The following is a 24,090-nucleotide window of genomic DNA, read 5'->3' on the forward strand; positions in this document are numbered from 1 at the left end:
GCGTCCTCCCTCACCGCAGACCGTGAGGGAGGACGCGCCACGATCAGGTCACCTGATCCCGGCCCCGCTCACACCCCGGGCTGGCGCATCCGGCGGGGGCCGGGCTCGACGCGGGCCGTCGGCGGACCGACCCGCGCGGTGGCGCCGGCGATGACCAGCGAGCGCCCGCCGTGCCAGGGCTGCGCCGGGCCGACGATCACCGGGTCCAGGGTCAGCGACAACACCTCGGGCACGTCCTCGGCCAGCCGCGCCACCCGCAGCAGCAGGTCCTCGAGCGCGGCGACGTCCACCGGCTCGGACCCGCGGTAGCCGTTGAGCAGCGGCCACGCGCGCGGGGCCCGCACCAGCTCGGCGGCGTCCAGGTCGGTCATGGGCAGGGTGCGGTAGGCCCGGTCACCGAGCAGGTCGGTGGCCACCCCGCCGACGCCGAAGCCGACCAGCGCGCCGAACGAGGGGTCGTCGACGATCTCCACGACGGTCGCCACCCCGGGCGCCGCCATCTCCTGCACGATCACCGGGTCGCCGGCGGGGATGGCGCGGAACGCCGCGCGCACCGAGGCGGCGTCCACCAGGTCCATCCGCACCCCGCCGAGGTCGGTGCGGTGCCGCAGCCACGGCGCCGTCGACTTCAGCACCACCGGGTAGCCGATCTCGTCGGCCGCCGCGGCCGCCTCGACGTCGCTGGTCGCGGTGCGCGTCTTCAGCAGCGGCAGACCGTAGGCGGCGAGCAGCGCGATGAGCTCCTCGTCGGTCAGCGTCCGCCCCTGGGGGACCTCCGCCAGCACCCCGCGGACGACGGCGCGCGCGGCCGGCTCGTCGACCCCGTGCAGCTCCGGCAGCTCGCCGACCGGCCGGCGGCGCCAGCGCGCGTACTCCGCCACCTTCGCCAGCGCGATCACCGCCCGCTCCGGCGTCGAGTACGAGGGCACCGACCCGCGGGCCGGGGTGCCGTCCTCGCCGGGCACGGTCAGCTCCGGCGGGATGCCCTCCGAGGACAGGAAGGTGGCCACCACCGGCTTCGGCGAGGTGCGCGCCACTTCCAGCAGCGCGCGGCCGAACTGCTCGACCCGGCGGGCCAGCGGCGGCAGGAACACCGCCACCACGGCGTCCACCCCGTCGTCGTCGATCTCCCGCTGCAGCGCCGCGGCGAACGCCTCGGGGCCGGCGGTCGTGCCGACGTCGACCGGGGCCTCGTGCGCCAGCACCAGGCCCTCCTCCAGGACGGCGTCGGCGACCAGCACGCCCAGCGCGGTGGAGTTGCCCACGATGGCGACCCGGTCGCCGGCCGGCAGCGGCTGGTGGGCCAGCAGGGTGCCGACGTCGAACAGCTGGGCCAGCGTCTCGACGCGGATCACGCCGGCCGAGGCGAACAGCGCGCCCACCGACTCCTCCGGCACCGCCACCGAGGTGCCGGCCAGGCCCGCGGTCATCCGCACGTGCCGGCCGCTCTTCACCGCGACCACCGGCTTGGTCCGGCCCACCGAGCGGGCCAGCCGGGCGAACTTGCGTGGGTTGCCGAAGCTCTCCAGGTGCAGCAGCACGACCTCGGTGCCGGGGTCGGTGGCCCAGTACTGCAGCAGGTCGTTGCCGCTGACGTCGGCGCGGTTGCCGGCCGACACGAAGCTGGACAGCCCGATGTTGCGGGTCCGCGCGCGCTCCAGCAGCGCCACCCCCAGCGCGCCGGACTGGGCGAAGAAGCCGACCCGCCCGCGGCCGGGCACCTGCGGGGCGAGGCTGGCGTTGAGCCGCACCGCCGGGTCGGTGCTGACCAGCCCGAGGCAGTTGGGGCCGACCACCCGCATGCCCGACGCGCGGGCGGCGAGCACCAGCGCCCGCTCGCGGGCCCGCCCCTCGGCCCCGGACTCGCCGAAGCCGCCGGAGATGACCACCAGCCCGTGCACCTTCTTGCGCCGGGCGGCCTCGACCACGCCGGCGACCTCCTCGGCCGGGACGGCGACCACGGCCAGGTCCACGTCGCCCGGGATCTCCTCCAGCCCGGCGTAGGCGGGCACCCCGCGCACGTGCCGGGCGCCGGGGTTCACCGGGTAGATCGGCCCGTCGAAGCCGTACTCCAGCAGGTGGCGCAGGACGACGTTGCCGATCTTGCTCTCGTCGTTGCTGGCGCCCACGACGGCGACCGAGGACGGCGTCAGCAGCCGGGCGATCGACCGGGACTCGCTGCGCTGCTCGCGCTCGTAGGCCACCGCCAGCGCGGTCTCGGTGGGGGCGATCGGGAAGACGAGGTGGACGACGCCCTCCTCGTAGGTGCGGGTCGGGGTGTAACCGGCGTCGAGGAACACCCGCACCATCCGGTTGTTCTGCGCCAGCACCTCGGCGACGAACCGGGCGATGCCGCGCTCGCGGGCCGCGGCCGCCAGGTGCTCCAGCAGCACCGAGCCCAGGCCCCGGCCCTGGTGGGCGTCCTCGATGAGGAAGGCCACCTCGGCGTCGTCGGTGTCCGGGTACCGGTCGTAGCGGCCCACGCCGATCAGCTGGTCGCCGAGCAGCAGCACGAACGCCACCCGCGCGTCGTGGTCGACGTGGGTGAACCGGCGCAGGTCGCGCTCGCTGAGCCGCTTCATCGGGCCGAAGAACCGGTAGTAGCGGGTCTGGTCGGAGCTGCGCTCCATCAGGCCGACCAGCCCCTCGGCGTCGCCAGGCCCGATCGGGCGCAGGTGCACCGTGCCGCCGTCGGCGGCCACGATGTCGGCCTCCCAGTGGGCCGGCGGCTGCGGCTCCGCCGGCTCCGTGGGGGCGGGAACGGGGGTGGCCTGCTCAGTCACGGGGGTCGTCCGGGTCCAGTCCGAAGTAGGGGTAGGAGGCGCGCCGGGTGCGCAGGATCGCCCGGTCCACGCGGGACTCGGTGAACGGGTCCCAGTGCGCGAAGCCGGTGTAACCGCCCTCGGTCATGTGCGTCGGCGGCCGGGCCCGCAGCCCGCGGCGGACGACGTCCTCCCGCCAGGACTCCGGGATCTCCGTGGCCGGGTCGAGCGGGTCGCCGCCGGCCTCGGCGATCAGGTGCGTCCAGGCCCGTGGCACGCACCGCACCAGCCCGTACCCGCCGCCGCCGAGCGCGACCCAGCGGCCGTCGCACAGCCGGTGCGCCAGGTCGTGCAGCGCCCGGTAGCTGGCCCGCTGGCCGTCGATGGTGAGCCCGAGGTCGGCCATGGGGTCCTCGTGGTGGGCGTCGCAGCCGCACTGGGTGACGAGGATCTGCGGCTGGAAGGCCTGCAGCGCGCCGGGCACCACGGCGGAGAACGCCCGCAGCCAGGCGGAGTCGTCGGTGCCGTTGGGCAGCGCCAGGTTGACCGCGCTGCCCAGCGCCGTGTCCGGGTCGCCGGTCTCCTCGGGGAAGCCGGTGCCGGGGAACAGCGTGAGCGGGGTCTGGTGGACGCTGACCGTCAGCACCCGCGGGTCGTCGTAGAAGGCGGCCTGGACGCCGTCGCCGTGGTGGACGTCGATGTCGACGTAGGCGATCCGCTCGTAGCCCTGCGCCAGCAGCCAGGCGATCGCGACCGCGGCGTCGTTGAACACGCAGAAGCCCGAGGCGCGGTCGCGCATGGCGTGGTGCAGCCCGCCGGAGATGTTCACCGCGTGCTGGGCGCCGCCCTCGTGCACCAGCCGGGCGGCCTGCACGCTGCCGCCGGTGATCAGGGCGGCGGCGTCGTACATCCCCTCGAAGATCGGGTTGTCGTCGGTGCCCAGGCCGTGGCCGACGCCGGGGTCGGCCGGCGCCCGCCGCACCGCCTCCAGGTACGCGGGGTCGTGCACGAGGGTGAGCAGGTCGGCGTCGGCCAGCGCCGGCCGCACGACGGTGATCCGGTCGCTCTTCAGGACGCCGAGGCTGTCGGCGAGCCGCACCGTGAGGTCCAGCCGCACCGGGTGCATGGGGTGCTCCCCGCCCATGGTGTAGCCGAGCAGCGCGTCGTCCCAGATCACGGCGAGCGAGTCGCTCATGCGCCGTCCTCCTCGCCGGTCGTGCCGGCCGCGCACCCGCCGTCGGGGCCCGGTCCCGGGGCCCCGACGCTACCGCCGGGAATCCCGCGCGGCGTGCCGCCGTTCACCCGGTCCGGCGGGCCCGGGAAGTCGCCGCCCGCCCGTACGATGGGCGGTGACACGGAGGAGAGTTGTGAACGATCTGATCGACACCACGGAGATGTACCTCCGGACGATCTTCGAGCTCGAGGAAGAGGGCGTCGTCCCCCTCCGGGCCCGTATCGCCGAGCGCCTCCACCAGAGCGGCCCCACGGTCAGCCAGACGGTGGCCCGCATGGAGCGCGACGGCCTGCTCTCGGTCGAGGGCGACCGGCACCTCCAGCTCTCCGAGGAGGGCCGCCGCCGGGCGACCTCGGTCATGCGCAAGCACCGGCTGGCCGAGTGCCTGCTGGTGGACGTCATCGGCCTCGAGTACGCCGACGTCCACGAGGAGGCCTGCCGCTGGGAGCACGTCATGAGCGAGGCGGTGGAGAAGAAGCTGCTCGCCCTGCTCGGCAACCCGACGGTGTCGCCCTTCGGCAACCCGATCCCCGGTCTGGACGAGCTGGGCGGCGACTCCCCGGCCGCCGCGATCGGCGGCGAGACCTCCGCGGTGCTGGACGCGCTGACCCTGCTGTCGACCACCGCCACGCCGCAGGGCCGGCGGGTGGAGATCCGCCGGATCAGCGAGCAGCTACAGGAGGACACCGACCTCATCCGCTCGCTGGCCGAGCAGGGGCTGCGGCCCGGCGCGACGGTGCTGGCCCGGGTGGAGCGGGACACGGTGAGCGTCGACGGCGAGCTGCTGCCGACCGGCGTCGCCCAGCACGTGTTCGTGAACGCCCTCGACGAGGAGCTCACCCCGGCCCAGGCCGCGTCCCGCCTCTGAGCTGCGGGCCCGCCCGCACGCCTCCCGGAGCCGCCGTCCCGACGCCGACGGCGGCTCCGGCGCGTTCCGGGGCCGGTCGCTAACGTGGCGCCGGTGAGCCAGCCCGACGCCGCCGCCCTCTCCGCCGACGCCCCGGACGGCACGGCCGGCCCCTTCGCCGACCTGGCCGCGTTCGTCGCGCTCCCCCGGGTCACGGGGCTGGCGCTGGCCCCGGACGGGCGGCGGCTGGCGGTCTCGGTGCAGACCCTCGACGCCGAGCGGAAGAAGTGGGTGTCGGCGCTGTGGGAGGTGGACCCCGACGGCCGGCGGGAGCCGCGGCGGCTGACCCGCAGCGCCCCCGGCGAGTCGGCTCCGGTGTTCGCCCCCGACGGCTCGCTGCTGTTCACCTCCGCCCGGCCCGACCCGGCCGCCGGCGCGGACGGCGGGGACCCGAAGCCGGCCCTGTGGAGCCTGCCCCCCGACGGCGGCGAGGCGCGGCTGGTCGTCGGGCACCCGGGCGGGGTCGGCGGGGTGACGGTCGCCGCCGGCAGCGGGGACGTCGTCGTCGTGGCCGCGGCCATGCCCGGCGCCGGCGACGCCGAGGAGGAGGCCGCGCGGCGCAAGGCCCGCAAGGACGCCGGCGTCACCGCGGTGCTGCACGAGCGCTACCCGGTGCGGTACTGGGACCACGACCTCGGCCCGGACACCGCGCACCTGTTCTGGGCGGGACAGCTGCCCGGCGAGGACCCCTCCGGCGCCGCGGCCGAGCCGGCGGTCCTCCGCGACCTCACGCCGGGGGCCCGGCCGCCCGCCGGCGGCGGGGAGGACCCGGTCCTCTCCCCCGACGGCAGCCGGCTGCTGGTCGTCGAGTCGGTGCCCGACGGCCCGGCCGGGCAGCGCAGCCGGATCGCGCTGGTCGACACCGCCACCGGGGACAGCCGCCCGCTCGTCGACGACCCCCTCGCCGACGTCCACGGCGCCCGCTTCTCCCCCGACGGGTCGGCCGTGGTGTGCGTGCGCGAGTCGCTGACCACCTACGCCGAGCCGCCGGACTACACGCTCCTGCTCGTCGACGGCGCCGGCGGCGAGGCGCGCGACCTCACCCCCGGCTTCGACCGGTGGCCCAGCGCGCCCCAGTTCAGCGCCGACGGGTCGGCCGTCTACTTCCTCGCCGACGACGGCGGCCGGCACGCGCTGTTCCGGGTGCCCGTGGCCGGCGGGGAGCCGGTGCGGCTCACCGCGGACGGCGCGTACAGCGACCTGCAGGTGGCCCGCGACGGCAGCGCCCTCTACGCGCTGCGCTCGGCCTACGACGAGCCGCCCGCGCCGGTGCGGCTCGACCCCGAGGCGCCGCTGCAGCAGCCGCCGGCGCTCCCCTCGCCCGGCGCGCTGGGCCCGCTGCCCGGGACGCTGCACGAGGTCACCGCCACCGCCGCCGACGGGACGCCGGTCCAGTCCTGGCTGGTGCTGCCCGACGGCGCCTCGGCCGACTCACCCGCGCCGTTGCTGCTGTGGATCCACGGCGGCCCGCTGATGAGCTGGAACTCCTGGTCCTGGCGCTGGTGCCCGTGGGTGATGGCCGCCCGCGGCTACGCGGTGCTGCTGCCCAACCCGGCCCTGTCCCAGGGGTTCGGGCAGGACTTCGTCCGCCGCGGCTGGGGCGCCTGGGGCGAGGCGCCCTACACCGACCTGATGGCCGCCGTGGACGCCGCGCTCGAGCGCCCCGACCTCGACGCCGACCGGACCGCGGCGATGGGCGGCTCGTTCGGCGGCTACATGGCCAACTGGATCGCCACCCAGACCGACCGGTTCCGCGCGATCGTCACCCACGCCAGCCTGTGGCACCTCGACTCGTTCCTCGGCACCACCGACGCGGCCTACTACTGGGAGAGGGAGTGGGGCGACCCGCTCACCGAGCCGCGCCGCTACGAGCAGAACTCGCCGCACCGCTTCGTCGACGCAATCCGCACGCCGATGCTGGTCGTCCACGGCGACCGGGACTACCGCGTGCCGGTCGGCGAGGCGCTGCAGCTCTGGTACGGCCTCCAGAAGCGCGGGGTGCCGTCGAAGTTCCTGTACTTCCCCGACGAGAACCACTGGGTGCTCACGCCCGGGAACAGCACGGTCTGGTACGAGACCGTGCTGTCCTTCCTGGCCGAGCACGTCCTCGGGAGGGAGTGGCAGCGCCCCGAGCTCCTGTGAGCCGGCCGGGTCGCGTGCGGCTGCGCGTCAGGTCGACCGCTCGACCTCCGCCGCCTCCGCCGCCTCGCGCGGCCCCGGCAGGTCGGCGGGAGCCGGGGCCGGTGGCGCGTACAGGAGGGGCCGGCGCAGGTCGATGAACTCGGGCGGCTCCGGGGTCAGGGCCATCAGCTGCTCCATGACCGCCTGCACCTCCGGCGGCGCCTCCTTGCGCTCGCCCTCGCGGGCCTCGGCCTCGGAGGTGAAGTAGACGACCTGCGCCCACCGGTCCTGCCCGTGGTTGATCATCAGGCTCCCGAGGATGTCGGGGCGGGAGGCCGCCATGTCCCCGGTGGACAGCGAGGCGATCAGCTCCGCGGCCCTCTCCCGGTCGGTCACCCGGCCGGTGATCACCTGCACGAACCCGGCGCCGGCCGGATCACCGCTCAGGTCGACCTGGACGTCCTCGCTGTCGGCGAACTCCACCTCGCCGTCGAAGAGCCGCTGCGTCTCCTCCCACCACCGGGTCTGCTCCGCCCGCTCCGAGTTGCGCGCCGCGGCCTCGGCCGACTCGAAACGGGCCACGGCGACGACCCGGCCGTCGTCGGCGATCCCGATCGTGCTGCCCAGCCAGCCGATCGAGCCGGGCTGCAGCTCCTGCATCCACCGGTCCAGCGCCGTCCGCACCGCCTCGGCGTCCGACGTCCGACCTCGGATGAGCTGGACGAACATGGCGCGCCTCCCGCCACCGTCGTCGGCCCCCGTGGGACGAGCTCACGCTAGGCCCGCGCGGCGACCGGGGCACCGGTCCTACGGCCCCAATGCACTCCGACGGCACATGACGCCCGGGAGGTCTCACCCGGCCGCCTGCGCGCCGCCCGCCTCGCCGGCGGCCTCCGCGGCCTCGGTGATCAGCCCGCGCAGGGCGGCCGGCGGGAGGCAGGCGTCCAGCGCCTGCACCAGCAGCCGCGCCAGCGGGTACCCGGGCCTGCTCTCCAGCGCCCGCTCCAGCGCGATGTTGGCCATCGCGCCGTCCCCCCGCAGCCAGGCGCTGACCGCCAGGAGCGTGGCGGGAGCCGCGTCCAGCGGCAGCGGCGCCCGCCGGGTGCACTCGGTCCACAGCACCTCGGCCGCGGCGGCGTCCGCCCCCAGGGCCAGGCCCAGCGCCCGGTCGCGGACGCCGACGTCCTCCAGCGCCCAGACCACCGCGGCCACCTCGCCGTCGCCCAGGGCCTCGCCGCCGCCCGGGCGGCACCGACGCAGGGCGTGCCCGATGTCCTCCCACGCCCGCCACGCCGCCGGCCCGTCCCGTGCCGTCCGGGCGCGGCGGCGGCGCGCGCTCCAGGTGGCCGCCGCGGCGCCCGGCCCGGCCACCCGGGCGATCCGTGCCCGCAGGGCGGCCCGGCCGGGCTCGACCACCGACCCGGCGGCGACCGCGGCGGCCGTCACCGCGGAGACCCCGCCGGGCAGCGGGGTGCCGGCGCCGGGCGCGCAGCACGGGTGGGGGCAGTCGTAGGACCACCAGCGGCCGCCGCGGACGAGGATCGCGTCGCGCACCGGCAGCCCGTCGCCGTCCAGCGCCACCACCACGTCGTGCACGACCGCCCGGTGCGGCAGACCGGCCACCGCGTCCCCCGGCGGACTCCCCAGCAGCAGCCCGCGGTCGTCGGGCGCCTCGGACACCACGGCCAGCAGGACCGCGGCGGGATCGTCGGTGGCGACCCGGGCCGCCAGCGCCCGGGCGACCGCCGCCGACGCCGCACCGGCCGGCAGGTCGACCCGCACCGTCAGCCCGACGCGGCCGCCACCGGGGCCGCCGAGGGCGATGAGCACCACGGACTCGTGCGGCCAGAAGCCCAGCAGCGCCGGCAGGGCCGCGGCCACCTCGCCGAGCCGGGAGATGCGCACCACGGGGCGCGGGGATCCGTCCATGCGCCGACGGTGGCCCACCGCGGCCCGGCATCGGTCCCGGCGGCCACGCCTGTGGACCGGCGCGAGCCCTGTGGACGCGCCCCGCACCCGGCGCCGTCAGACCTCGTACTGCACGGCCGTGCGCGCGGCCAGGATCGGCGTCACGTGGTCGGCGATCACCTGCAGGTGCACCGGGTCCTCGGCGTACCGGCGCCAGGCCTCGGCGTCGGGGAAGTCGGCGACCAGCGCGGCGTGCGCGTTGCCCGCGCGCAGGCCGGCGTCGGGGCCGATGGCGAAGGACGTCATCCCGCCGACCGTCTCCGGCAGCCGGCTGAGCTCGGCGAGCGTGGCGGCCCGCCGCTCCTCGTCGGCGTCGTCGGACCAGGTGAACACGACCACGTGGCGCAGCATGCGGCCCACCCTGTCAGTCCCCCTCACGGGTGCGCATCCGACCGGGCGAGCACGGCGCCGTGACAGCGAGTCGTTAGAGTCCGGCACATGGGACGGCCGCTGCGCATCGCACTGCTGTCCTACCGCTCCAAGCCGCACAGCGGGGGCCAGGGCGTCTACGTGCGGGCCCTGTCCCGCGAGCTGACCGCCCTGGGGCACGACGTGCAGGTGCTCAGCGGCCAGCCCTACCCCGAGCTGGACGACGGCGTCCCGCTGCTCGAGGTGCCCAGCCTGGACCTGTACCGGGAACCGGACCCGTTCCGCGTGGTGCGCCCGTCGGAGATCCGCGACTGGATCGACGTCGCCGAGTGGGCGACCATGGCCGTCGCCGGCTTCCCCGAGCCGCTGACCTTCAGCCTGCGGGCGGCGCGGCTGCTGCTGGCCCGCCGCGACGAGTTCGACATCGTGCACGACAACCAGAGCCTCGGCTACGGGCTGCTCCGGCTGACCCGCGCCGGCGTCCCGACCGTGGCCACCGTGCACCACCCGGTCGCCATCGACCGCGAGCTCGAGCTGGCCGCCGCGCCGTCGGCGTACCGGAAGCTGACGCTGCGCCGCTGGTACGCCTTCACCCGCATGCAGGCGCGGGTGGCGCCGCGGCTGGACGCGGTCACCACCGTCTCGGAGAACTCCCGCACCGACATCGGCACCCACCTCGGCGTGCCCGCCGAGCGGATCGAGGTCATCCCGGTCGGCATCGACCCCGACGTCTTCACGCCCCCGCCGCCGGACCGGCCGCGCGACCCGGACTCGATCGTCGTGGTCACCAGCGCCGACGTGCCGCTCAAGGGGCTGGTGCACCTGCTGGAGGCCGTCGCCAAGCTGCGCACCGAGCGCGCGGTGCGGCTGACCGTCGTCGGCAGCGCCCGGCCCGGCGGCCCGGCGGAGGCCGCGCTCGACCGGCTGGCCCTGCACGACGCGGTCACCTTCACCGGCTCCCTGCCCGAGGCCGACCTGGTCCGGCTGCTGCAGCAGGCCGCCGTCGTGGCCATCCCGTCGCTGTACGAGGGGTTCTCGCTGCCGGCGATCGAGGCAATGGCCTGCGGCACCCCGCTGGTCACCACCGACGCCGGCGCGCTGCCCGAGGTGGTCGGCTCGCAGGCGGGGGTGCGGGTCAAGGCCGGCGACGTCGGCGAGCTGACCGCCGCCCTGGAGCTCGTGCTCGACTCCCCCGGTCTGCAGGAGCAGCTGGGCCGCGCCGGCCGCCGCCGCGTGCTCGCCTCCTACACCTGGCGCTCCGCGGCCGAGCGCACCGCCGCCTGGTACGCCGAGGTGCTCGACCGGAAGCAGGCCCAGCAGTGAGGACCCGTACGTGCTGACCGTCGACTACGACCTGCTGGACCTCCGGCCGGGCATGACCCTGCTCGACCTGGGCTGCGGGGAGGGGCGGCACGCCTTCGAGGCCTACCGGCGCGGCGCCCGCGTCGTCGCCCTGGACTGGGGCGTCGACGAGGTGCAGACGACCCGGAGGTGGCTGACCGCGATCGGCGAGGCCGGCGAGGCACCGGCCGGGGCCGCGGCGACCTCGGTGCGCGGCGACCTGCTGCACCTGCCGGTGCCCGACGCCAGCGTCGACCGGGTCATCGCCGCCGAGGTGCTCGAGCACATCCCGGACGACGCGGCCGCGATGGCCGAGATCGCCCGGGTGCTCAAGCCCGGCGGCCGGGTCGCGGTCAGCGTGCCGCGCTGGCTGCCCGAGCGGATCTGCTGGGCGCTGTCCGACGAGTACCACGCCAACGAGGGCGGCCACATCCGCATCTACCGCGGCGCCGACCTGCGCGCCCGGCTGACCGCCGCCGGGCTGGAGCCGGGCCCGGAGCACCACGCCCACTCCCTGCACGCGCCCTTCTGGTGGCTCAAGTGCGCCACGGGCGTCGAGCGCGACAACGCCGCCGTCCGCGCCTACCACCGGCTGCTCGTGTGGGACCTGACCACGCGGCCGTGGGTGACCCGCACCGCGGAGAAGCTCCTCGACCCGGTCATCGGCAAGAGCCTGGTGGTCTACGCCGACCGCCCGGCCACGGCGGGCGAACCGGCGGCCCGCCGCTGGACGTCCGGCACCGGCCGCCCCGACCGGGAGCGGGCCGCTGCCCGCTGAGCCGGCGCTCCTGCCCGAGCTGCCGGGGGTGCTCACCGGCGGGCAGGTGCGCCAGACCGTCGGCTGGATCGCCGACCAGCAGGCCGCCGACGGCGCGCTCCCCTGGTTCCGCGGCGGGCAGCTCGACCCGTGGGACTCCGTCGAGGCCGCCATGGCCCTCGACGTCGGCGGCCGGCACGACCGCGCCGCGGCGGCCTACCGCTGGCTGGCCGCCCGGCAGCGGCCCGACGGGTCGTGGGCCGGCGAGTACCGCGCCGCCGCGGGGACGTACACGGCGTCCCAGCCCGGGGCGGAGAGCAACCACGCCGGCTACCTGGCCGTCGGCCTGTGGCACCGGTGGCTCTCCACGGGCGACGACGCGCTGGTGGCCGAGCTGTGGCCGGCGGTGCGCCGCGGGCTGGACCTGGTCACCCGCATGCAGCTGCCCGGCGGCGCGATCGGCTGGGCCCAGCGGCCCGACGGCACCCCGGACACGACCGCGCTGCTGACCGGCAACGCGAGCCTGTTCCAGGCCCTGCGCTGCGGCGTCGCGCTCGCGGCGCTGTGCGACGAGCCGCAGCCGGACTGGGAGCTCGCCGCCGTCGACCTCGGCACGGCGCTGCGCACCCGCCCCGGCGACTTCGCCGACCGGTCGCGGTACTCGATGGACTGGTACTACCCGGTGCTCGGCGGCGCGCTGACCGGCGCGGCCGCCGACGACCGGCTGGCCGAGGACTGGGAGACCTTCGTCGTCCCGGACCTGGGCATCCGCTGCGTGTCCGACCGGCCCTGGGTCACCGGCGCGGAGACGTGCGAGCTCGCCCTCGCCCTCACCGCCGTCGGCCGGCCGGCCGACGCCCTGGCGCAGGTGGCCGCCATGCAGCACCTGCGCGACGACGACGGCGCCTACTGGACCGGGCTCGTCTTCGCGGACGGCAAGCGCTGGCCGATCGAGCGGACCACCTGGACGGCGGCCGCCGTCGTGCTCGCGGCCGACGCGCTGTCGGGCGCCACCCCCGCCGCGGGCCTGTTCGCCGACCCCGCCGCGCTGCCGCCGGTCGACGCCGGCGAGGAGTTCACCCCCCGTCCGGGTTGAGCCGCACGGGTCCGGGGCACGGTCCGGAGGTGACGAGCGTGTCCACCGATGACGTGACCGTCGTCGTCATGAGCCGCGACCGGCGCGAGGACCTGCTGGCCTCGCTGCCGCGGCACGAGGCGCCGGTGGTCTTCGTCGACAACGGATCGACCGACGGCTCGGTGGCGGCGGTCCGCGCGGCGCACCCGGGGGTGACCGTGCTGCCGCTGCCCGAGAACGTCGGCGCGCGGGCGCGCAGCCTCGGCGCCGAGCGGGCCGGCACGCCGTTCGTGGCCTTCGCCGACGACGACTCGTGGTGGGCCCCCGGGGACCTGTCCCGGGCGGCGGCGCTGATGCGGGCGCACCCCCGGCTCGCCGTGCTCAACGCGCGGATCCTGGTCGGCCCCGAGGAGCGGCTGGACCCGGTGTGCGCCGAGATGGCGCACAGCCCGCTGGGCACCGAGCCCGACCTGCCCGGGCCGTCGCTGCTCGGCTTCGTCGCCTGCGGGGCGATGGTGCGCACCGAGGCGTTCCTCGCCGCCGGCGGGTTCGACCCCGTGGTCCGCTTCCCGGGCGAGGAGGAGCGGCTCGCCCTCGACCTGGCCGCGGCCGGCTGGGGCCTGGCCTACGTCGACGCGGTGACGGTGCACCACCACCCGTCGGTGCGCCGGTCGGACCCGGCCGGGCGGCGGACCGCGATCTGGCGGTCGAAGCTGCTCACCGCGGTGATGCGGCTGCCGCTGCCCGACGTCGGTCGCGTCGTCCTCGCCGGGCTGCGTGCCGGCGGCCCCGAGCGGCGCGGGCTGGCACGGGCGCTGAAGGACCTGCCGCGGGCGGTGCGGGACCGGCGGCGGCTGCCGGCCGCCGTCCTCGCGGGCCGGCGGCTGCTGGAGGGTCGGGTGTGACCGGCGACCCCCGGGTCGCCGTCGTCGTGATCACCCACTAGCGGCGGGAGGAGCTGCTGACCGCGCTGGAACGGCTGCTCGCGCTGCCCGAGCGGCCGCGCGTCGTCGTGGTGGACAACGGCTCGACCGACGGCACCGCCGGGGCGGTCCGCCGCTACGTCAGCTGGCCCGGCGAGATCTGCACACTCGTCGGCCCCAGCGGCTGATGGTGACGAGTGTGCAGATCTCGCGGAGGGCTACGAGGCGCAGGCGATGCAGGTGCGGGCGGCCGGCCGGGCGGCCAGCCGCTCGGGGGCGATCGCGCCGCCGCAGCCCTCGCAGACGCCGTAGGACCCCTCGTCCCGGCGGGCCAGCGCCGCCTCGGCGTCGGCCAGCCGGCGCCGGGCCGCGGCCAGCAGCGCCGCCACCTGCTGCCGCTCGAAGGCGATGGTCGCGCCCTCGGGGTCGTGCTCGTCGTCGGCGTTGGAGGACTGCGAGGCAGCCACCACGGCGTCGAACTCGCCGCTCAGCGCCGCGATCGCGGCCCGCGCGGCGTCCCGCTCCTCGAGCAGCGGGTCAGCGCTCACGGCGCAGCAGCCGCAGCGACCCGGTGCCGGGCAGCTCCACGAAGTCGCCGGAGGCGACCACGCGCCGGTAGACGCCGAACGGCGCCTGCCCGCCGTCGGCCGGGTCGGGGAAGACGTCGTGGATGGCCAGGGTGCCGCCGACGGCGAGCTTGGCGACCCAGGCGTCCTGGTCGCGGCGCGCCGACTCCTCGGTGTGGCTGCCGTCGAGGAACAGCAGCGCCAGCGGGGTGGCCCACAGCGGCGCGAGCGTCTCCGAGCGGGTGACGACGGCGACGACGACGTCCTCGGCGCCGGCCTCGGCGATCTGCCGGCGGAACCGCGGCAGCGTGTCGACGAGCCCCACGGACGGGTCGACCAGCGACGGGTCGTGGTACTCCCAGCCGGGCTGGTGCTCCTCGGAGCCGCGGTGGTGGTCGACGGTCACCACCTGCCGGCCGGTCTCCCGCGCGGCGGCGGCCAGGTACAGCGCGGACTTGCCCATCCAGCTGCCGATCTCCAGCAGCGGCCCGGGCACCGCCACGGCGCGGGCGGCCTCGTACAGGGCCCACCCCTCGTCGGCGGGCATGAAGCCCTCGGCGGCCTCGGCGGCGGCCAGCAGGTCCACGGCCGTGGCGGTCATCGGGCGATCCGCGAGCGCAGCGCGGCCAGGCCGCGGCCGGCCGACCCGTTCTCCGGCATGGCGGGTGTCTCCGTTCCCGAGGCCGTGGCGAAGAACGCCCCGACGGCTGTCGTCACCGGCACCGCCAGCACGAGCGCGATGCCGCCGGCCAGGGTACGGATCACCTCCTCGGCCAGCGCCGAGCTGGTCAGCGTCACGCCGGCCGGCTGGGCGTAGAGCTCGAACAGCAGCAGCAGCGGCAGCGCGGCCCCGGCGTAGGCGAACACGACGGTGTAGACGGTCGAGGCGATGTGGTCGCGGCCGATGGTCATGCCGCGCCGGTACAGCTGCCGCCAGCCCATGCCCGCATCCACCTCGCGCAGCTGCCAGATCGCCGAGGCCTGCGTGATCGTCACGTCGTTGAGCACGCCGAGCCCGGCGACCACGACGCCGGCGATCACCAGACCGGAGAAGTCCAGTGCCGGGTCGAACGTCTGCAACTGGACGGTCTCCTCGGTGGTCAGCCCCGTCAGCCGGGCGGACTCCACGGCGACCGCGCCCAGCACGGTGACCAGGGCCAGGCCGAAGAGGGTGCCCACGAGGGCCGTCGTCGTCCGCGCCGAGAACCCGTGCGCGAGGTACAGGACGACGAACATGATCGCGGCCGACCCGACGAGGGTCACCGCGGTCGGCGACTGCCCGGACAGCAGGCCCGGCAGCACGAACTCCAGCAGCACGAAGAAGGCGAACGCCAGCCCGACGAGGGCCGCCAGCCCGCGGAGCCGGGCGACGGCGCCGACCACGATCGCGAAGGCCAGGGCGAACAGGACCAGCGGCGTCGTCCGCTCGTAGTCGAAGAAGTTGTAGGTGGCGCCGCCCTCGGTGCCGCCGTCGCGGCTGAGCACGAGGACGTCGTCGACCTCGACGCCGGCGGCGTAGACCTCGGCCGGCAGCTCCAGCTGCTGGAACTCCCCCGCGCCCTCGCCCTCCAGCACCTCGACGACGACCGAGGCGCAGGTCAGCTCCTGGGTGGTGCCGTCGGCGTTGGGGACCGAGCAGTCGAACGGGTCCACCGACACCACCCGGCCGTCGGGGTAGGTCGTGCCGGCGGGGAAGAAGGTGTCCGCGGCCTCCTGGGCCCGGCTGGGCTCACCCGACGGCCACAGCACGATCAGCCCCACGACGGTGGCCAGCCCCACGGGCACGAGCAGGAACAGCATGAGGCGCACCGCCCGGCGGCGGCGGGCCAGCACCTCCGGCGCCGGCGGCGGAGCGTCGGGATCGACGCCGTGGGAGTGGCCGGCGTGGTCGTGCGAGTGGCTGGACGGCACCCGCCCAGGCTAGGTGCCCGGCTCCTCGGTGACCGTGAAGCGGTGCCAGAGCCCGGACAGCTGCAGCGGCCGGGCCACGACGGCGCGCGGGCGGACCAGGACGATCTCCACGCCCCGCGGCGCCGCCATCTTCTGCAGCTGCACGAGCACGGCCATGCCGGCCGAGTTCATGAAGGTGACCTCGCCGAGCAGGAGCTCGACGCGGCGCAGCGCCGACTCCTGGAGCAGGACGTCGGTGAGCTCGCGGACGAGCGGCCGGCGCGCGGCCTCGGTGAGCTCGCCGGCCAGGGTCAGCCGGCAGACCTCCCCGTCCCGCTCCGCACGGACGTCCAGGACGTCGGTGCCGCCAGGTGCTGTCGCGTCGGGGGTGCGGTCCACGACCCCCTCCTGCCCGGGTTCTGCTCGGCTCACGCGCCGATCGTGGCACCCGCGGGCCGCGGTGTCCCGGCACCCGGCTCCGGCTGCTCCGGAGGCGGGTCCGGGGTCGGGGCCGGCCCCGGGTAGCCCGCGGGAGGCAGGCTCGTCCGGCGTGGGGAACGCGCGAGCACCCGGCGCAGCCGGGGGTCCGGTGGCGTCATGTCGTCCGCTCCTCCGGGCCGGTGTCCACCCGGCCCGCACACAGCGTGCCCCGGGGAGGGCCGGCAGCGGCATCCCCTCTCCTGGGGGTCCGCCGGGCGGGACGGGGGCCGGTCACGCCCCGGCGGACGGCGTCGATGCGGCCGCCGCGGAGGGCGACCAGCCAGGTCACCAGGACGGCGTTGGCCACGAGGACGGCGGCCCCGCCGTGGCGCGCGGCCAGCAGGTCGAGCTCCAGCGTCCGCGCCTGGGCGTCGGCCAGGGCGACGTCCGGCGCCGCGCCGGCGTGCGGGTGGCCCGCCGCCTGCGCCTGCAGGAGCTCCGACTGCAGGTGGTGGTCGACCGCCACGTTGACCAGGAGCCACGCGGTGCCCACCGCGGTCGTGGCGGCGACGACGACCAGGGCGGCCACCAGCACCGGCCGGGCGGTGCGCAGCTGCGGTCCCACCCGCCGGCGGGCGAACGCCAGCGCGGCGAGCACGGCGAGCACGAACAGCGGCAGCAGCAGGGTGGAGGTGCGCAGCCACGTGGCGAACGGGCTCCGTGCCCGCTCGATCGCGCCGACGGTCGGCTGCACCACCGTGACGACGAAGCCGTCGGCGCAGGCGGTGAGCACCGCCAGCCCGGCCACCGCCGCCCACGGCACCGGCGCCGGCCCGAGGAGGGACCGGACGGCGCCCGGCGGCCGCGCGGGGGTGGCGGCGGGGACGGCGTGATCTCCCAGCTGAACATCATGGCGTGGTCCTCGTGGGCCAGGTCGTGGCAGTGCCCCACAGAGGGGCCGGTGAACAAGAGCCGACACGCCGCGGGATGCGCCGGGAACACTTCCGGCGGCGAGACGTTTACAACGACGTCCGATGGAGGTAATCTCCAGTTGCCACTAGAGGTTCTTCCTCGGGCAGCGAACAGCACAGCGACACACCCAGGAGGTTGCACAGCCATGGCGATGCTGACCGCCTACGACCCGTTCGCCGCCACGTCCGCCGCCTTCCGCGCGCTGGACCAGCTGACCGGCCGCTCGGGCTCGACGACCGCCCGCGCGCTGTCGGGCATGCCGATGGACGCCTACCGCGTCGGCGACAACTTCGTCGCCCACTTCGACCTGCCGGGCGTCGACCCGGGGTCGATCGACCTGTCGGTCGAGGGCAACACGCTCACCGTCACCGCCGAGCGCTCCGTGCCGCAGCTCGAGGGCGCCGAGTGGGCGATCGCCGAGCGGCCCTTCGGCAGCTACACCCGCCAGCTCGTGCTCGGGCGCAGCCTGGACACCGACCGGCTCGAGGCGCACTACCACGACGGCGTCCTCACGGTGAGCATCCCGGTGGCCGAGAAGGCCCGGGCACGCAAGATCACCGTGACGCGCGCCGACACGCCGACCGCCGTCGAGGGGCGCACCATCGAGGGCGAGCGGGCCGAGCCGGAGCACAAGGCCGTCGAGCACTGACGGCACGACCGGGACCGGGGGCCGGACCGCGAGGTCCGGCCCCCGGTCGTCTCTCCAGGGGAGGAGCGCCGTGGCCACGTCCAGGAGCGGCGGGGGGTCGCCCCGCGATCCGCTGCGCCGGCTCGACGACCCGGACTTCCCCGCGCTCACCATGAGCCAGGCCGCCGACCTCCTCGGCGTGCAGGCGGCCTTCCTGCGCAGCCTCGACGGCTCCGGCGTCCTCCGGCCGCACCGGTCCCCCGGCGGTCACCGCCGCTACTCGCGGGCGCAGCTCGCCCTCGCCGCCCGCCTGCGGACCCTGCTCGACGAGGGCCACACGCTCGCGTCGGCCGAGGTCATCCTCGGCCTGCAGGACGAGCTGGCCGACGCCCGCGCCCACAGCGCCCGGCTCCAGGGGACGGTGGACCGGCTGCGCGCCGAGCAGGACGACGCCGAGCCCGCCGACTGACCCCCACACCTGGCGCTCGATACCCAACGGGGGTATGGTTCCGGGCATGGACGAGGCCCCCGCCCACGCCCCGCACGGGTACATCTCGCGCAAGGACGACTACCTCAAGCGCCTGCGCCGCATCGAGGGCCAGGCCCGCGGCCTGCAGCGCATGGTCGAGGACGAGAAGTACTGCATCGACATCCTCACCCAGGTCTCGGCGATGACGAGCGCCCTGCAGTCGGTCGCCCTGGGGCTGCTCGAGGAGCACATGTCGCACTGCGTCGTCGCGGCGGCGCAGGCCGGCGGGCCGGAGGCCGAGGAGAAGGTCCGCGAGGCCTCGGCCGCCATCGCCCGGCTCGTCCGCAGTTGAGCACGACCCATCCACCACCCAGGGAGATCTGCGTGACCACCAGCACCTACACCGTCACCGGCATGACCTGCGGCCACTGCGTCTCCGCGGTGTCCGAGGAGGTCGGCGGCCTGCCCGGCGTCACCGCGGTCGACGTCGACCTGCCCTCCGGGGCGGTCACCGTGACCAGCGACGCGCCGCTCGACGAGGCCGCCGTGGCGGCCGCCGTCGAGGAGGCCGGGTACGAGCTCACCGGGCGCTGACGGCCTCGTGAGCACCCCCGCCAAGGTGGCCGCCTTCGTCCTCGGCCTGGCCGCCGTGTTCGGCGCCAGCGTGGGCGTCGGCGCGGCGGTCGGCCCGGTGGACGCCGAGCCGGCCGCCGGCGAGCACACCGACGGCGGGCACGCGGGCGACGCCGGCCACGAGGGCGGGGCGGACGCCGCCGGAGGGTCGGACGCGGGGTCGGCCGACGTCGGCGGCCTCGCGGTCAGCGCCTCCGGCCACACCCTCGACCTGCTCGCCGACACCCTCCCCGCCGGGCCCGCCACGCCGCTGGCCTTCCGGGTGCTCGGCCCCGACGGCGCCCCGGTGCGCGCGTTCGACGTCGAGCACGAGGAGGACCTGCACCTCGTCGCCGTCCGGCGGGACCTCACCGGCTACCAGCACGTGCATCCCGCGCTCGGGCCGGACGGGACGTGGACCGTCCCGCTGGACCTCTCCCCCGGCAGCTGGCGGGTGATCGCCGACACCACGCCCACCGCCCTGGGCGAGCGACTCACCCTCGGGGCCGACCTGGCCGTGGCCGGCGACTTCGCCCCGCGGCCGCTGCCCCCGCCGTCGGCCACCGCGCAGGTGGACGGCTACACGGTCGTGCTGACCGGCGGGCTGGTCCCGGGCGGGGAGAGCGAGCTGACGCTGAGCGTCAGCCGCGACGGGGTCCTGGTCACCGACCTGCAGCCCTATCTGGGCGCCTTCGGCCACCTGGTGGTGCTGCGCGCCGGGGACCTGGCCTACGTGCACGTGCACCCGGTCGACGCGGTGGCCGGCGCCGCCCCGGCGCCCGGGCCGCACGTGGTCTTCGGGACGACGGCACCCTCGCCGGGCAGCTACCGGCTGTTCCTGGACTTCCGGCACGGCGGCACCGTGCACACCGCCGAGTTCACCGTGGAGGCGTCGTGAGCGGGCCCGTGCCCGGGCAGGTCGAGCTGCTGATCGGCGGGATGACCTGCGCCTCCTGCGCCGCCCGCGTGGAGAAGAAGCTCAACCGGATGGACGGCGTCACCGCCACCGTCAACTACGCCACGGAGAAGGCGCGGGTGACCGTCGACGGCGACGTCACCACCGACGACCTCATCGCCACGGTCGAGAAGACCGGCTACACCGCGCGTGTCCCGGAACCACCCCGGCCGGAGCCGGCGGAGGCCCCGGCGCAGGACGAGCTGCGCTCGCTGCGCACCCGGCTGCTGGTCTCGGTCGCGCTCGCCGTGCCGGTGGTGGCGCTGGCGATGGTCCCGGCGCTGCAGTTCGAGTACTGGCAGTGGCTCTCGCTCACGCTGGCCGCGCCGGTCGTGGTGTGGGGCGGGCTGCCGTTCCACCGGGCCGCGTGGACCAACCTGCGGCACGGCGCCGCGACCATGGACACCCTGGTCTCCCTCGGCACGCTGGCCGCCTTCGCCTGGTCGCTGTACGCGCTGTTCTGGGGCACCGCCGGCACCCCCGGCATGACCCACCCGTTCTCGTTCACCGTCGAGCGCGGCGACGGCGGCGCGCAGATCTACCTGGAGGCCGCGGCCGGGGTCACGGCGTTCCTCCTGGCCGGCCGCTACGCCGAGGGCCGGTCCAAGCGGCGGGCCGGCGCGGCGCTGCGGGCCCTGCTGGAGCTCGGCGCCAAGGACGTCGCGCTGCTCCGCGGCGGCGCCGAGGTCCGGGTGCCCGCCGCGCAGCTCGCCGTCGGCGACCTGTTCGTCGTCCGCCCCGGGGAGAAGATCGCCGCCGACGGCGCGGTCACCGAGGGCTCCTCGGCGGTCGACGCCTCGATGCTCACCGGCGAGCCGGTGCCGGTCGAGGTCGGCCCCGGGGACGCGGTCACCGGCGGCACGGTGAACGCCGGCGGCCGGCTGGTCGTGCGCACCACCCGGGTCGGCGCCGACACCCAGCTGGCCCAGATGGCGCGGCTGGTGGAGGCCGCGCAGGACGGCAAAGCGCAGGTGCAGCGGCTGGCCGACCGGGTGTCGGCGGTGTTCGTGCCGGTGGTGCTCGCCCTCGCCGTGGCCACGCTGGGCTTCTGGATCGGGGCCGGCGCCGGGCTGCCGGCCGCGTTCACCGCGGCCGTCGCCGTCCTGATCATCGCCTGCCCCTGCGCGCTCGGGCTGGCCACGCCGACCGCCCTGATGGTCGGTACCGGCCGCGGCGCCCAGCTCGGCATCCTGGTCAAGGGCCCGGAGGTGCTGGAGTCCACCCGCCGGGTCGACACCGTCGTGCTGGACAAGACCGGCACGGTCACGACCGGGCGGATGGCGCTGTCCGGCGTCGTCCCGGCGGCCGGGGAGGACGCCGCGGCCCTGCTGCGGGTGGCCGGGGCGCTGGAGGCGGCCTCCGAGCACCCGATCGCGCAGGCGGTGGCGCGCGCCGCGGCCGAGCACGGGCCGCTGCCCGGCGTCGCCTCGTTCGCCAACGTCGAGGGCCTGGGGGTGACCGGCGCCGTCGAGGGCCGGGCGGTGGTCGTCGGCCGGCCGCGGCTGCTGGCCGAGCGGTCGATGCCGCTGCCCGCCGAGCTGGAGGACGCCCGGCAGGCCGCCGAGGCGGCCGGCCGCACCGCCGTGGCGGTCGGCTGGGACGGCGCCGCCCGCGGGCTGCTGGTCGTCGCCGACACGGTCAAGGCGACCTCGGCCGCCGCGGTCGGCCAGCTGCGCGACCTGGGGCTGCGTCCCGTCCTGCTGACCGGCGACAACGGGCGCGCCGCGCGCGCCGTCGCCGCCGAGGTGGGCATCGAGGAGATCGTCGCCGACGTGCTGCCGGCCGGCAAGGTGGACGTCGTCCGGCGGCTGCAGGCGCAGGGGCGCGTCGTGGCCATGGTCGGCGACGGGGTGAACGACGCCGCCGCCCTGGCCCAGGCCGACCTGGGCCTGGCGATGGGCACCGGCACCGACGTCGCGATCGAGGCGAGCGACCTGACCCTGGTGCGCGGCGACCTGAGGGCCGCCGCCGACGCCATCCGGCTGGCCCGCCGCACCCTCGCGGTCATCAAGGGCAACCTGTTCTGGGCCTTCGCCTACAACGTGGCGGCCATCCCGCTGGCGGTGGCCGGGCTGCTCAACCCGATGATCGCCGGGGCCGCGATGGCGTTCAGCTCGGTGTTCGTGGTGACCAACAGCCTGCGGCTGCGCGGTTTCGCGCCGCTGCCGGCCAACCGGGACGCCGCCTCGCCGCTGCCGGGCGGCCGGGTCGGGGACCGGGCCTACGCTCGGTCGGCATGACCCGTTCCTGGACGACGGCCGACATCCCCTCCCAGGCCGGCCGCACCGCGGTCGTCACCGGCGCGACGAGCGGCCTGGGCCTGGAGACCGCGCGGGCGCTGGCGGCCGCGGGCGCGCACGTCGTCCTCGCCGTCCGGGACCCCGCGCGCGGGGAGGCGGTGGCCGCCGGCCTGCCGGGCTCGACCGAGGTCCGCCGGCTCGACCTCGCCGACCTGGCCTCGGTGCGGGAGTTCGCGTCCGCCTGGACCGGCCCGCTGGACCTGCTGGTGAACAACGCCGGCGTCATGTGGGTGCCGGCCGGCGAGACCGTCGACGGCTTCGAGACCCATCTCGGCACCAACCACCTCGGGCCGTTCGCGCTCACCTGCCTGCTGCTGCCGCACGTGACCGACCGGGTGGTCACCGTCGCGTCGACGGCGCACCGGATGGGCGGCCTCGACGTCGACGACCTGAACTGGCGGCGCCGTCCCTACTCCCCCACCGGTGCCTACGCCGCGACGAAGCTGGCCAACCTGCTGTTCACCCTCGAGCTGCAGCGGCGCCTCACCGCCGCCGGCTCCCGGCTGCGGGCGCTGGCGGCGCACCCGGGCTACGCGGCGACCGAGCTGCAGAGCCGCACCGGCAACCGGGCCTGGAACGGCGTCATGGCTGTGGCCAACCGGGTGGTGGCGACCAGCGCCGCCGAGGGCGCCGTGCCCACCCTGTTCGCCGCCACGGCCGACCTGCCCGGCGGCGGCTACGCCGGGCCCAGCCGGCTGGCCGAGACCCGCGGCGCGCCCACCCTGGTCGGGCGCACCCCGCAGGCCAGCGACCCCGCGCTCGCCGCCCGGCTGTGGGCGCGCTCGGCCCAGCTCACCGGCGTGGACGCCCCCGCCTCGCTGCCCGCGTAGGACCCCGACCCCGGGCGATACCGCCACTTCGCCCGGTGCAGAAGCGCCCTCGTGCCCGGTCAGAGGACGGCGGGGAGGAGCAGCAGGGCGGTCGGGACGGCGATCAGCAGCGCGGCCGCGGCGAGGACGGCGGCGCGGACGGCGGCCGGCAGCGGCGCCGGGGGCTGCAGCAGCCGGTGCACGCGCGCGGGCAGCCCGCTGCCGCCGGCGGCCAGCGCCCCGGCCGGCACGCCCCCGCCCCCCGGGGCGCCCGCCGCGACGATCGCCCGGGCGAGGGTGCGGCGGGGGTCGGGGCCGGGCAGCGAGGCGAGCGCGACGTCGTCGGCCCGCATCTCCACCAGCGTCCGCACCGCGGCGTGCGCCCGGGCGGCGGCCGGCAGCACCGGCAGCGCGGCCTCCCAGGCCACGAACGGCAGCAGGTAGAGGTGGTGGTGCTCGCGCAGGTGGGCCCGCTCGTGCGCGACGACGGCGGCCAGCTGCGCGTCGTCGAGCTCGGCGACCATGCCCGACGACAGCACCAGCAGCGGCCGGGCGCCCGGGATGCAGAACGCCACGGGCGCCGGGTGCTCCAGCAGCCGGGCGTCGGGCAGGGTGTGCGGCCGCACCACGAGCTCCAGCAGCTCGCGGTGCCGCCGGCGGGTGCGCACGGTCCGCCACCACGACAGCGCCAGCACCCCGAGCAGCTCGGCGGCCAGCACGCCGGCCAGCGTCAGCGTGACCCAGTGGTCGCCGCGCACCGGCCCGGCCGCCGGGGTGCCGGTGAGCACGTGCCGGCCGGCCTCGGGCAGCGAGTGGCCCCACGGCGCCAGGCCGTGCACGAGCAGCGCGCCGATGATCGACAGGCCGCCGGCCAGCCCGATCGCCTGCCAGCAGACCAGCGCGACCAGCGGGTCGCGGCCGGGCCAGCGGGCTCGGCCGAGCAGCGCGGGCACCGGCCAGGCCAGCAGCGCGGCGAGGACCGCGAGGGCGGCCGCCGTGGCGGGCAGCACGG

Annotated in this window: 25 protein-coding genes; 14 read left to right on the forward strand and 11 right to left on the reverse strand. The window is 76.7% G+C overall.

Annotated features, from left to right (window positions below; genetic code table 11):
* Positions 1–68: 68 nt before the first annotated feature.
* Together ACI79F_RS22490 and ACI79F_RS22495 are read right to left on the reverse strand one after the other, a co-directional pair.
* Positions 69–2,783 (reverse strand): bifunctional acetate--CoA ligase family protein/GNAT family N-acetyltransferase, encoded by a 2,715-nt coding sequence (locus ACI79F_RS22490; RefSeq protein ID WP_456547709.1) that lies wholly within the window; start codon positions 2,781–2,783, stop codon positions 69–71.
* Positions 2,776–3,957: an acetoin utilization protein AcuC gene (locus ACI79F_RS22495; protein ID WP_456578949.1), complete on the reverse strand. Its 1,182-nt coding sequence runs from the start codon at positions 3,955–3,957 to the stop codon at positions 2,776–2,778. Before ACI79F_RS22495 ends, ACI79F_RS22490 begins: the two co-directional genes overlap by 8 nt.
* Before the next feature lie 172 nt (positions 3,958–4,129).
* Here ACI79F_RS22495 and ACI79F_RS22500 point away from each other — a divergent pair, with 172 nt between their 5' ends.
* Entirely contained in the window at positions 4,130–4,864 is a 735-nt protein-coding gene (locus ACI79F_RS22500) for a metal-dependent transcriptional regulator (protein ID WP_456546941.1), read from the forward strand.
* A 93-nt stretch (positions 4,865–4,957) separates the two neighbouring features.
* Positions 4,958–7,045, forward strand: coding sequence for a S9 family peptidase (locus ACI79F_RS22505; protein WP_456546942.1), 2,088 nt, complete (start codon positions 4,958–4,960; stop codon positions 7,043–7,045).
* 27 nt (positions 7,046–7,072) lie between these two features.
* Here the strand turns inward: ACI79F_RS22505 and ACI79F_RS22510 are convergent, their stop codons facing one another.
* The 3 genes from ACI79F_RS22510 to ACI79F_RS22520 form a co-directional block, all read right to left on the reverse strand.
* Positions 7,073–7,753, reverse strand: coding sequence for a hypothetical protein (locus tag ACI79F_RS22510; protein ID WP_456546943.1), 681 nt, complete (start codon positions 7,751–7,753; stop codon positions 7,073–7,075).
* Between the two features lie 123 nt (positions 7,754–7,876).
* Complete coding sequence (locus ACI79F_RS22515; protein WP_456546944.1) at positions 7,877–8,953, reverse strand: DUF4192 domain-containing protein; 1,077 nt, start codon at positions 8,951–8,953, stop codon at positions 7,877–7,879.
* 96 nt (positions 8,954–9,049) lie between these two features.
* Complete coding sequence (locus ACI79F_RS22520) at positions 9,050–9,343, reverse strand: Dabb family protein (protein ID WP_456546945.1); 294 nt, start codon at positions 9,341–9,343, stop codon at positions 9,050–9,052.
* An 87-nt stretch (positions 9,344–9,430) separates the two neighbouring features.
* Here ACI79F_RS22520 and ACI79F_RS22525 point away from each other — a divergent pair, with 87 nt between their 5' ends.
* From ACI79F_RS22525 to ACI79F_RS22545, 5 genes are read left to right on the forward strand one after another with little or no spacing between them, the layout of a single operon-like run.
* Positions 9,431–10,684 (forward strand): glycosyltransferase family 4 protein, encoded by a 1,254-nt coding sequence (locus ACI79F_RS22525; RefSeq protein WP_456546946.1) that lies wholly within the window; start codon positions 9,431–9,433, stop codon positions 10,682–10,684.
* A gap of 10 nt (positions 10,685–10,694) precedes the next feature.
* The gene (locus tag ACI79F_RS22530; RefSeq protein ID WP_456546947.1) at positions 10,695–11,480 is read left to right on the forward strand and encodes a class I SAM-dependent methyltransferase; all 786 of its coding nucleotides are present in this window, start codon (positions 10,695–10,697) and stop codon (positions 11,478–11,480) included.
* 28 nt (positions 11,481–11,508) lie between these two features.
* A complete protein-coding gene (locus ACI79F_RS22535; protein WP_456578950.1) occupies positions 11,509–12,555 on the forward strand; it encodes a prenyltransferase in 1,047 nt (348 codons plus the stop codon).
* Between the two features lie 38 nt (positions 12,556–12,593).
* Positions 12,594–13,439 (forward strand): glycosyltransferase family 2 protein, encoded by an 846-nt coding sequence (locus ACI79F_RS22540; protein ID WP_456546949.1) that lies wholly within the window; start codon positions 12,594–12,596, stop codon positions 13,437–13,439.
* Between the two features lie 56 nt (positions 13,440–13,495).
* A complete protein-coding gene (locus ACI79F_RS22545; RefSeq protein WP_456547002.1) occupies positions 13,496–13,645 on the forward strand; it encodes a glycosyltransferase in 150 nt (49 codons plus the stop codon).
* Positions 13,646–13,675: 30 nt separating this feature from the next.
* Here the strand turns inward: ACI79F_RS22545 and ACI79F_RS22550 are convergent, their stop codons facing one another.
* The 5 genes from ACI79F_RS22550 to ACI79F_RS22570 form a co-directional block, all read right to left on the reverse strand.
* Positions 13,676–14,005, reverse strand: coding sequence for a TraR/DksA family transcriptional regulator (locus tag ACI79F_RS22550; RefSeq protein WP_456546950.1), 330 nt, complete (start codon positions 14,003–14,005; stop codon positions 13,676–13,678).
* A complete protein-coding gene (locus ACI79F_RS22555) occupies positions 13,995–14,624 on the reverse strand; it encodes a class I SAM-dependent methyltransferase (RefSeq protein ID WP_456546951.1) in 630 nt (209 codons plus the stop codon). The genes ACI79F_RS22550 and ACI79F_RS22555 overlap by 11 nt, the downstream gene beginning before the upstream one ends.
* Entirely contained in the window at positions 14,621–15,934 is a 1,314-nt protein-coding gene (locus tag ACI79F_RS22560) for a YibE/F family protein (RefSeq protein WP_456546952.1), read from the reverse strand. The genes ACI79F_RS22555 and ACI79F_RS22560 overlap by 4 nt, the downstream gene beginning before the upstream one ends.
* 9 nt (positions 15,935–15,943) lie before the next feature.
* Positions 15,944–16,345 (reverse strand): STAS domain-containing protein, encoded by a 402-nt coding sequence (locus ACI79F_RS22565; protein ID WP_456546953.1) that lies wholly within the window; start codon positions 16,343–16,345, stop codon positions 15,944–15,946.
* Positions 16,346–16,508: 163 nt separating this feature from the next.
* Entirely contained in the window at positions 16,509–17,141 is a 633-nt protein-coding gene (locus tag ACI79F_RS22570) for a hypothetical protein (protein WP_456546954.1), read from the reverse strand.
* A 309-nt stretch (positions 17,142–17,450) separates the two neighbouring features.
* On the opposite strand from ACI79F_RS22570, the gene ACI79F_RS22575 reads away from it, so the two are divergent.
* The 7 genes from ACI79F_RS22575 to ACI79F_RS22605 all read left to right on the forward strand — a co-directional run bounded on the left by ACI79F_RS22575 (position 17,451) and on the right by ACI79F_RS22605 (position 23,099).
* Positions 17,451–17,954, forward strand: coding sequence for an Hsp20/alpha crystallin family protein (locus ACI79F_RS22575; RefSeq protein ID WP_456546955.1), 504 nt, complete (start codon positions 17,451–17,453; stop codon positions 17,952–17,954).
* 70 nt (positions 17,955–18,024) lie between these two features.
* On the forward strand, positions 18,025–18,402 hold the full coding sequence (locus ACI79F_RS22580) for a MerR family transcriptional regulator (protein WP_456546956.1): 378 nt from the start codon (positions 18,025–18,027) through the stop codon (positions 18,400–18,402).
* A 46-nt stretch (positions 18,403–18,448) separates the two neighbouring features.
* Positions 18,449–18,754, forward strand: a complete 306-nt coding sequence (locus ACI79F_RS22585) for a metal-sensitive transcriptional regulator (protein WP_456546957.1) — start codon at positions 18,449–18,451, stop codon at positions 18,752–18,754.
* Between the two features lie 32 nt (positions 18,755–18,786).
* The gene (locus tag ACI79F_RS22590) at positions 18,787–18,996 is read left to right on the forward strand and encodes a heavy-metal-associated domain-containing protein (protein WP_456546958.1); all 210 of its coding nucleotides are present in this window, start codon (positions 18,787–18,789) and stop codon (positions 18,994–18,996) included.
* Between the two features lie 7 nt (positions 18,997–19,003).
* A complete protein-coding gene (locus ACI79F_RS22595) occupies positions 19,004–19,912 on the forward strand; it encodes a hypothetical protein (RefSeq protein ID WP_456546959.1) in 909 nt (302 codons plus the stop codon).
* A gap of 41 nt (positions 19,913–19,953) precedes the next feature.
* Positions 19,954–22,209 (forward strand): heavy metal translocating P-type ATPase, encoded by a 2,256-nt coding sequence (locus ACI79F_RS22600; protein WP_456547003.1) that lies wholly within the window; start codon positions 19,954–19,956, stop codon positions 22,207–22,209.
* On the forward strand, positions 22,206–23,099 hold the full coding sequence (locus ACI79F_RS22605; protein WP_456546960.1) for an oxidoreductase: 894 nt from the start codon (positions 22,206–22,208) through the stop codon (positions 23,097–23,099). Before ACI79F_RS22600 ends, ACI79F_RS22605 begins: the two co-directional genes overlap by 4 nt.
* Positions 23,100–23,158: 59 nt before the next feature.
* On the opposite strand, the gene ACI79F_RS22610 is transcribed toward ACI79F_RS22605, so the two are convergent.
* The gene (locus ACI79F_RS22610; protein WP_456546961.1) at positions 23,159–24,088 is read right to left on the reverse strand and encodes a M56 family metallopeptidase; all 930 of its coding nucleotides are present in this window, start codon (positions 24,086–24,088) and stop codon (positions 23,159–23,161) included.
* Positions 24,089–24,090 lie beyond the last annotated feature (2 nt).

Source organism: Blastococcus sp. SYSU D00868, from assembly GCF_054050575.1.

Coding starts and splice junctions, on each gene's coding strand:
- ACI79F_RS22495 (WP_456578949.1), bottom strand. CDS start 3,957: ATGAGCGACTCGCTCGCCGTGATCTGGGACGACGCGCTGCTCGGCTAC.
- ACI79F_RS22510 (WP_456546943.1), bottom strand. CDS start 7,753: ATGTTCGTCCAGCTCATCCGAGGTCGGACGTCGGACGCCGAGGCGGTG.
- ACI79F_RS22515 (WP_456546944.1), bottom strand. CDS start 8,953: ATGGACGGATCCCCGCGCCCCGTGGTGCGCATCTCCCGGCTCGGCGAG.
- ACI79F_RS22520 (WP_456546945.1), bottom strand. CDS start 9,343: ATGCTGCGCCACGTGGTCGTGTTCACCTGGTCCGACGACGCCGACGAG.
- ACI79F_RS22525 (WP_456546946.1), top strand. CDS start 9,431: ATGGGACGGCCGCTGCGCATCGCACTGCTGTCCTACCGCTCCAAGCCG.
- ACI79F_RS22555 (WP_456546951.1), bottom strand. CDS start 14,624: ATGACCGCCACGGCCGTGGACCTGCTGGCCGCCGCCGAGGCCGCCGAG.
- ACI79F_RS22575 (WP_456546955.1), top strand. CDS start 17,451: ATGGCGATGCTGACCGCCTACGACCCGTTCGCCGCCACGTCCGCCGCC.
- ACI79F_RS22585 (WP_456546957.1), top strand. CDS start 18,449: ATGGACGAGGCCCCCGCCCACGCCCCGCACGGGTACATCTCGCGCAAG.
- ACI79F_RS22600 (WP_456547003.1), top strand. CDS start 19,954: ATGACCTGCGCCTCCTGCGCCGCCCGCGTGGAGAAGAAGCTCAACCGG.
- ACI79F_RS22605 (WP_456546960.1), top strand. CDS start 22,206: ATGACCCGTTCCTGGACGACGGCCGACATCCCCTCCCAGGCCGGCCGC.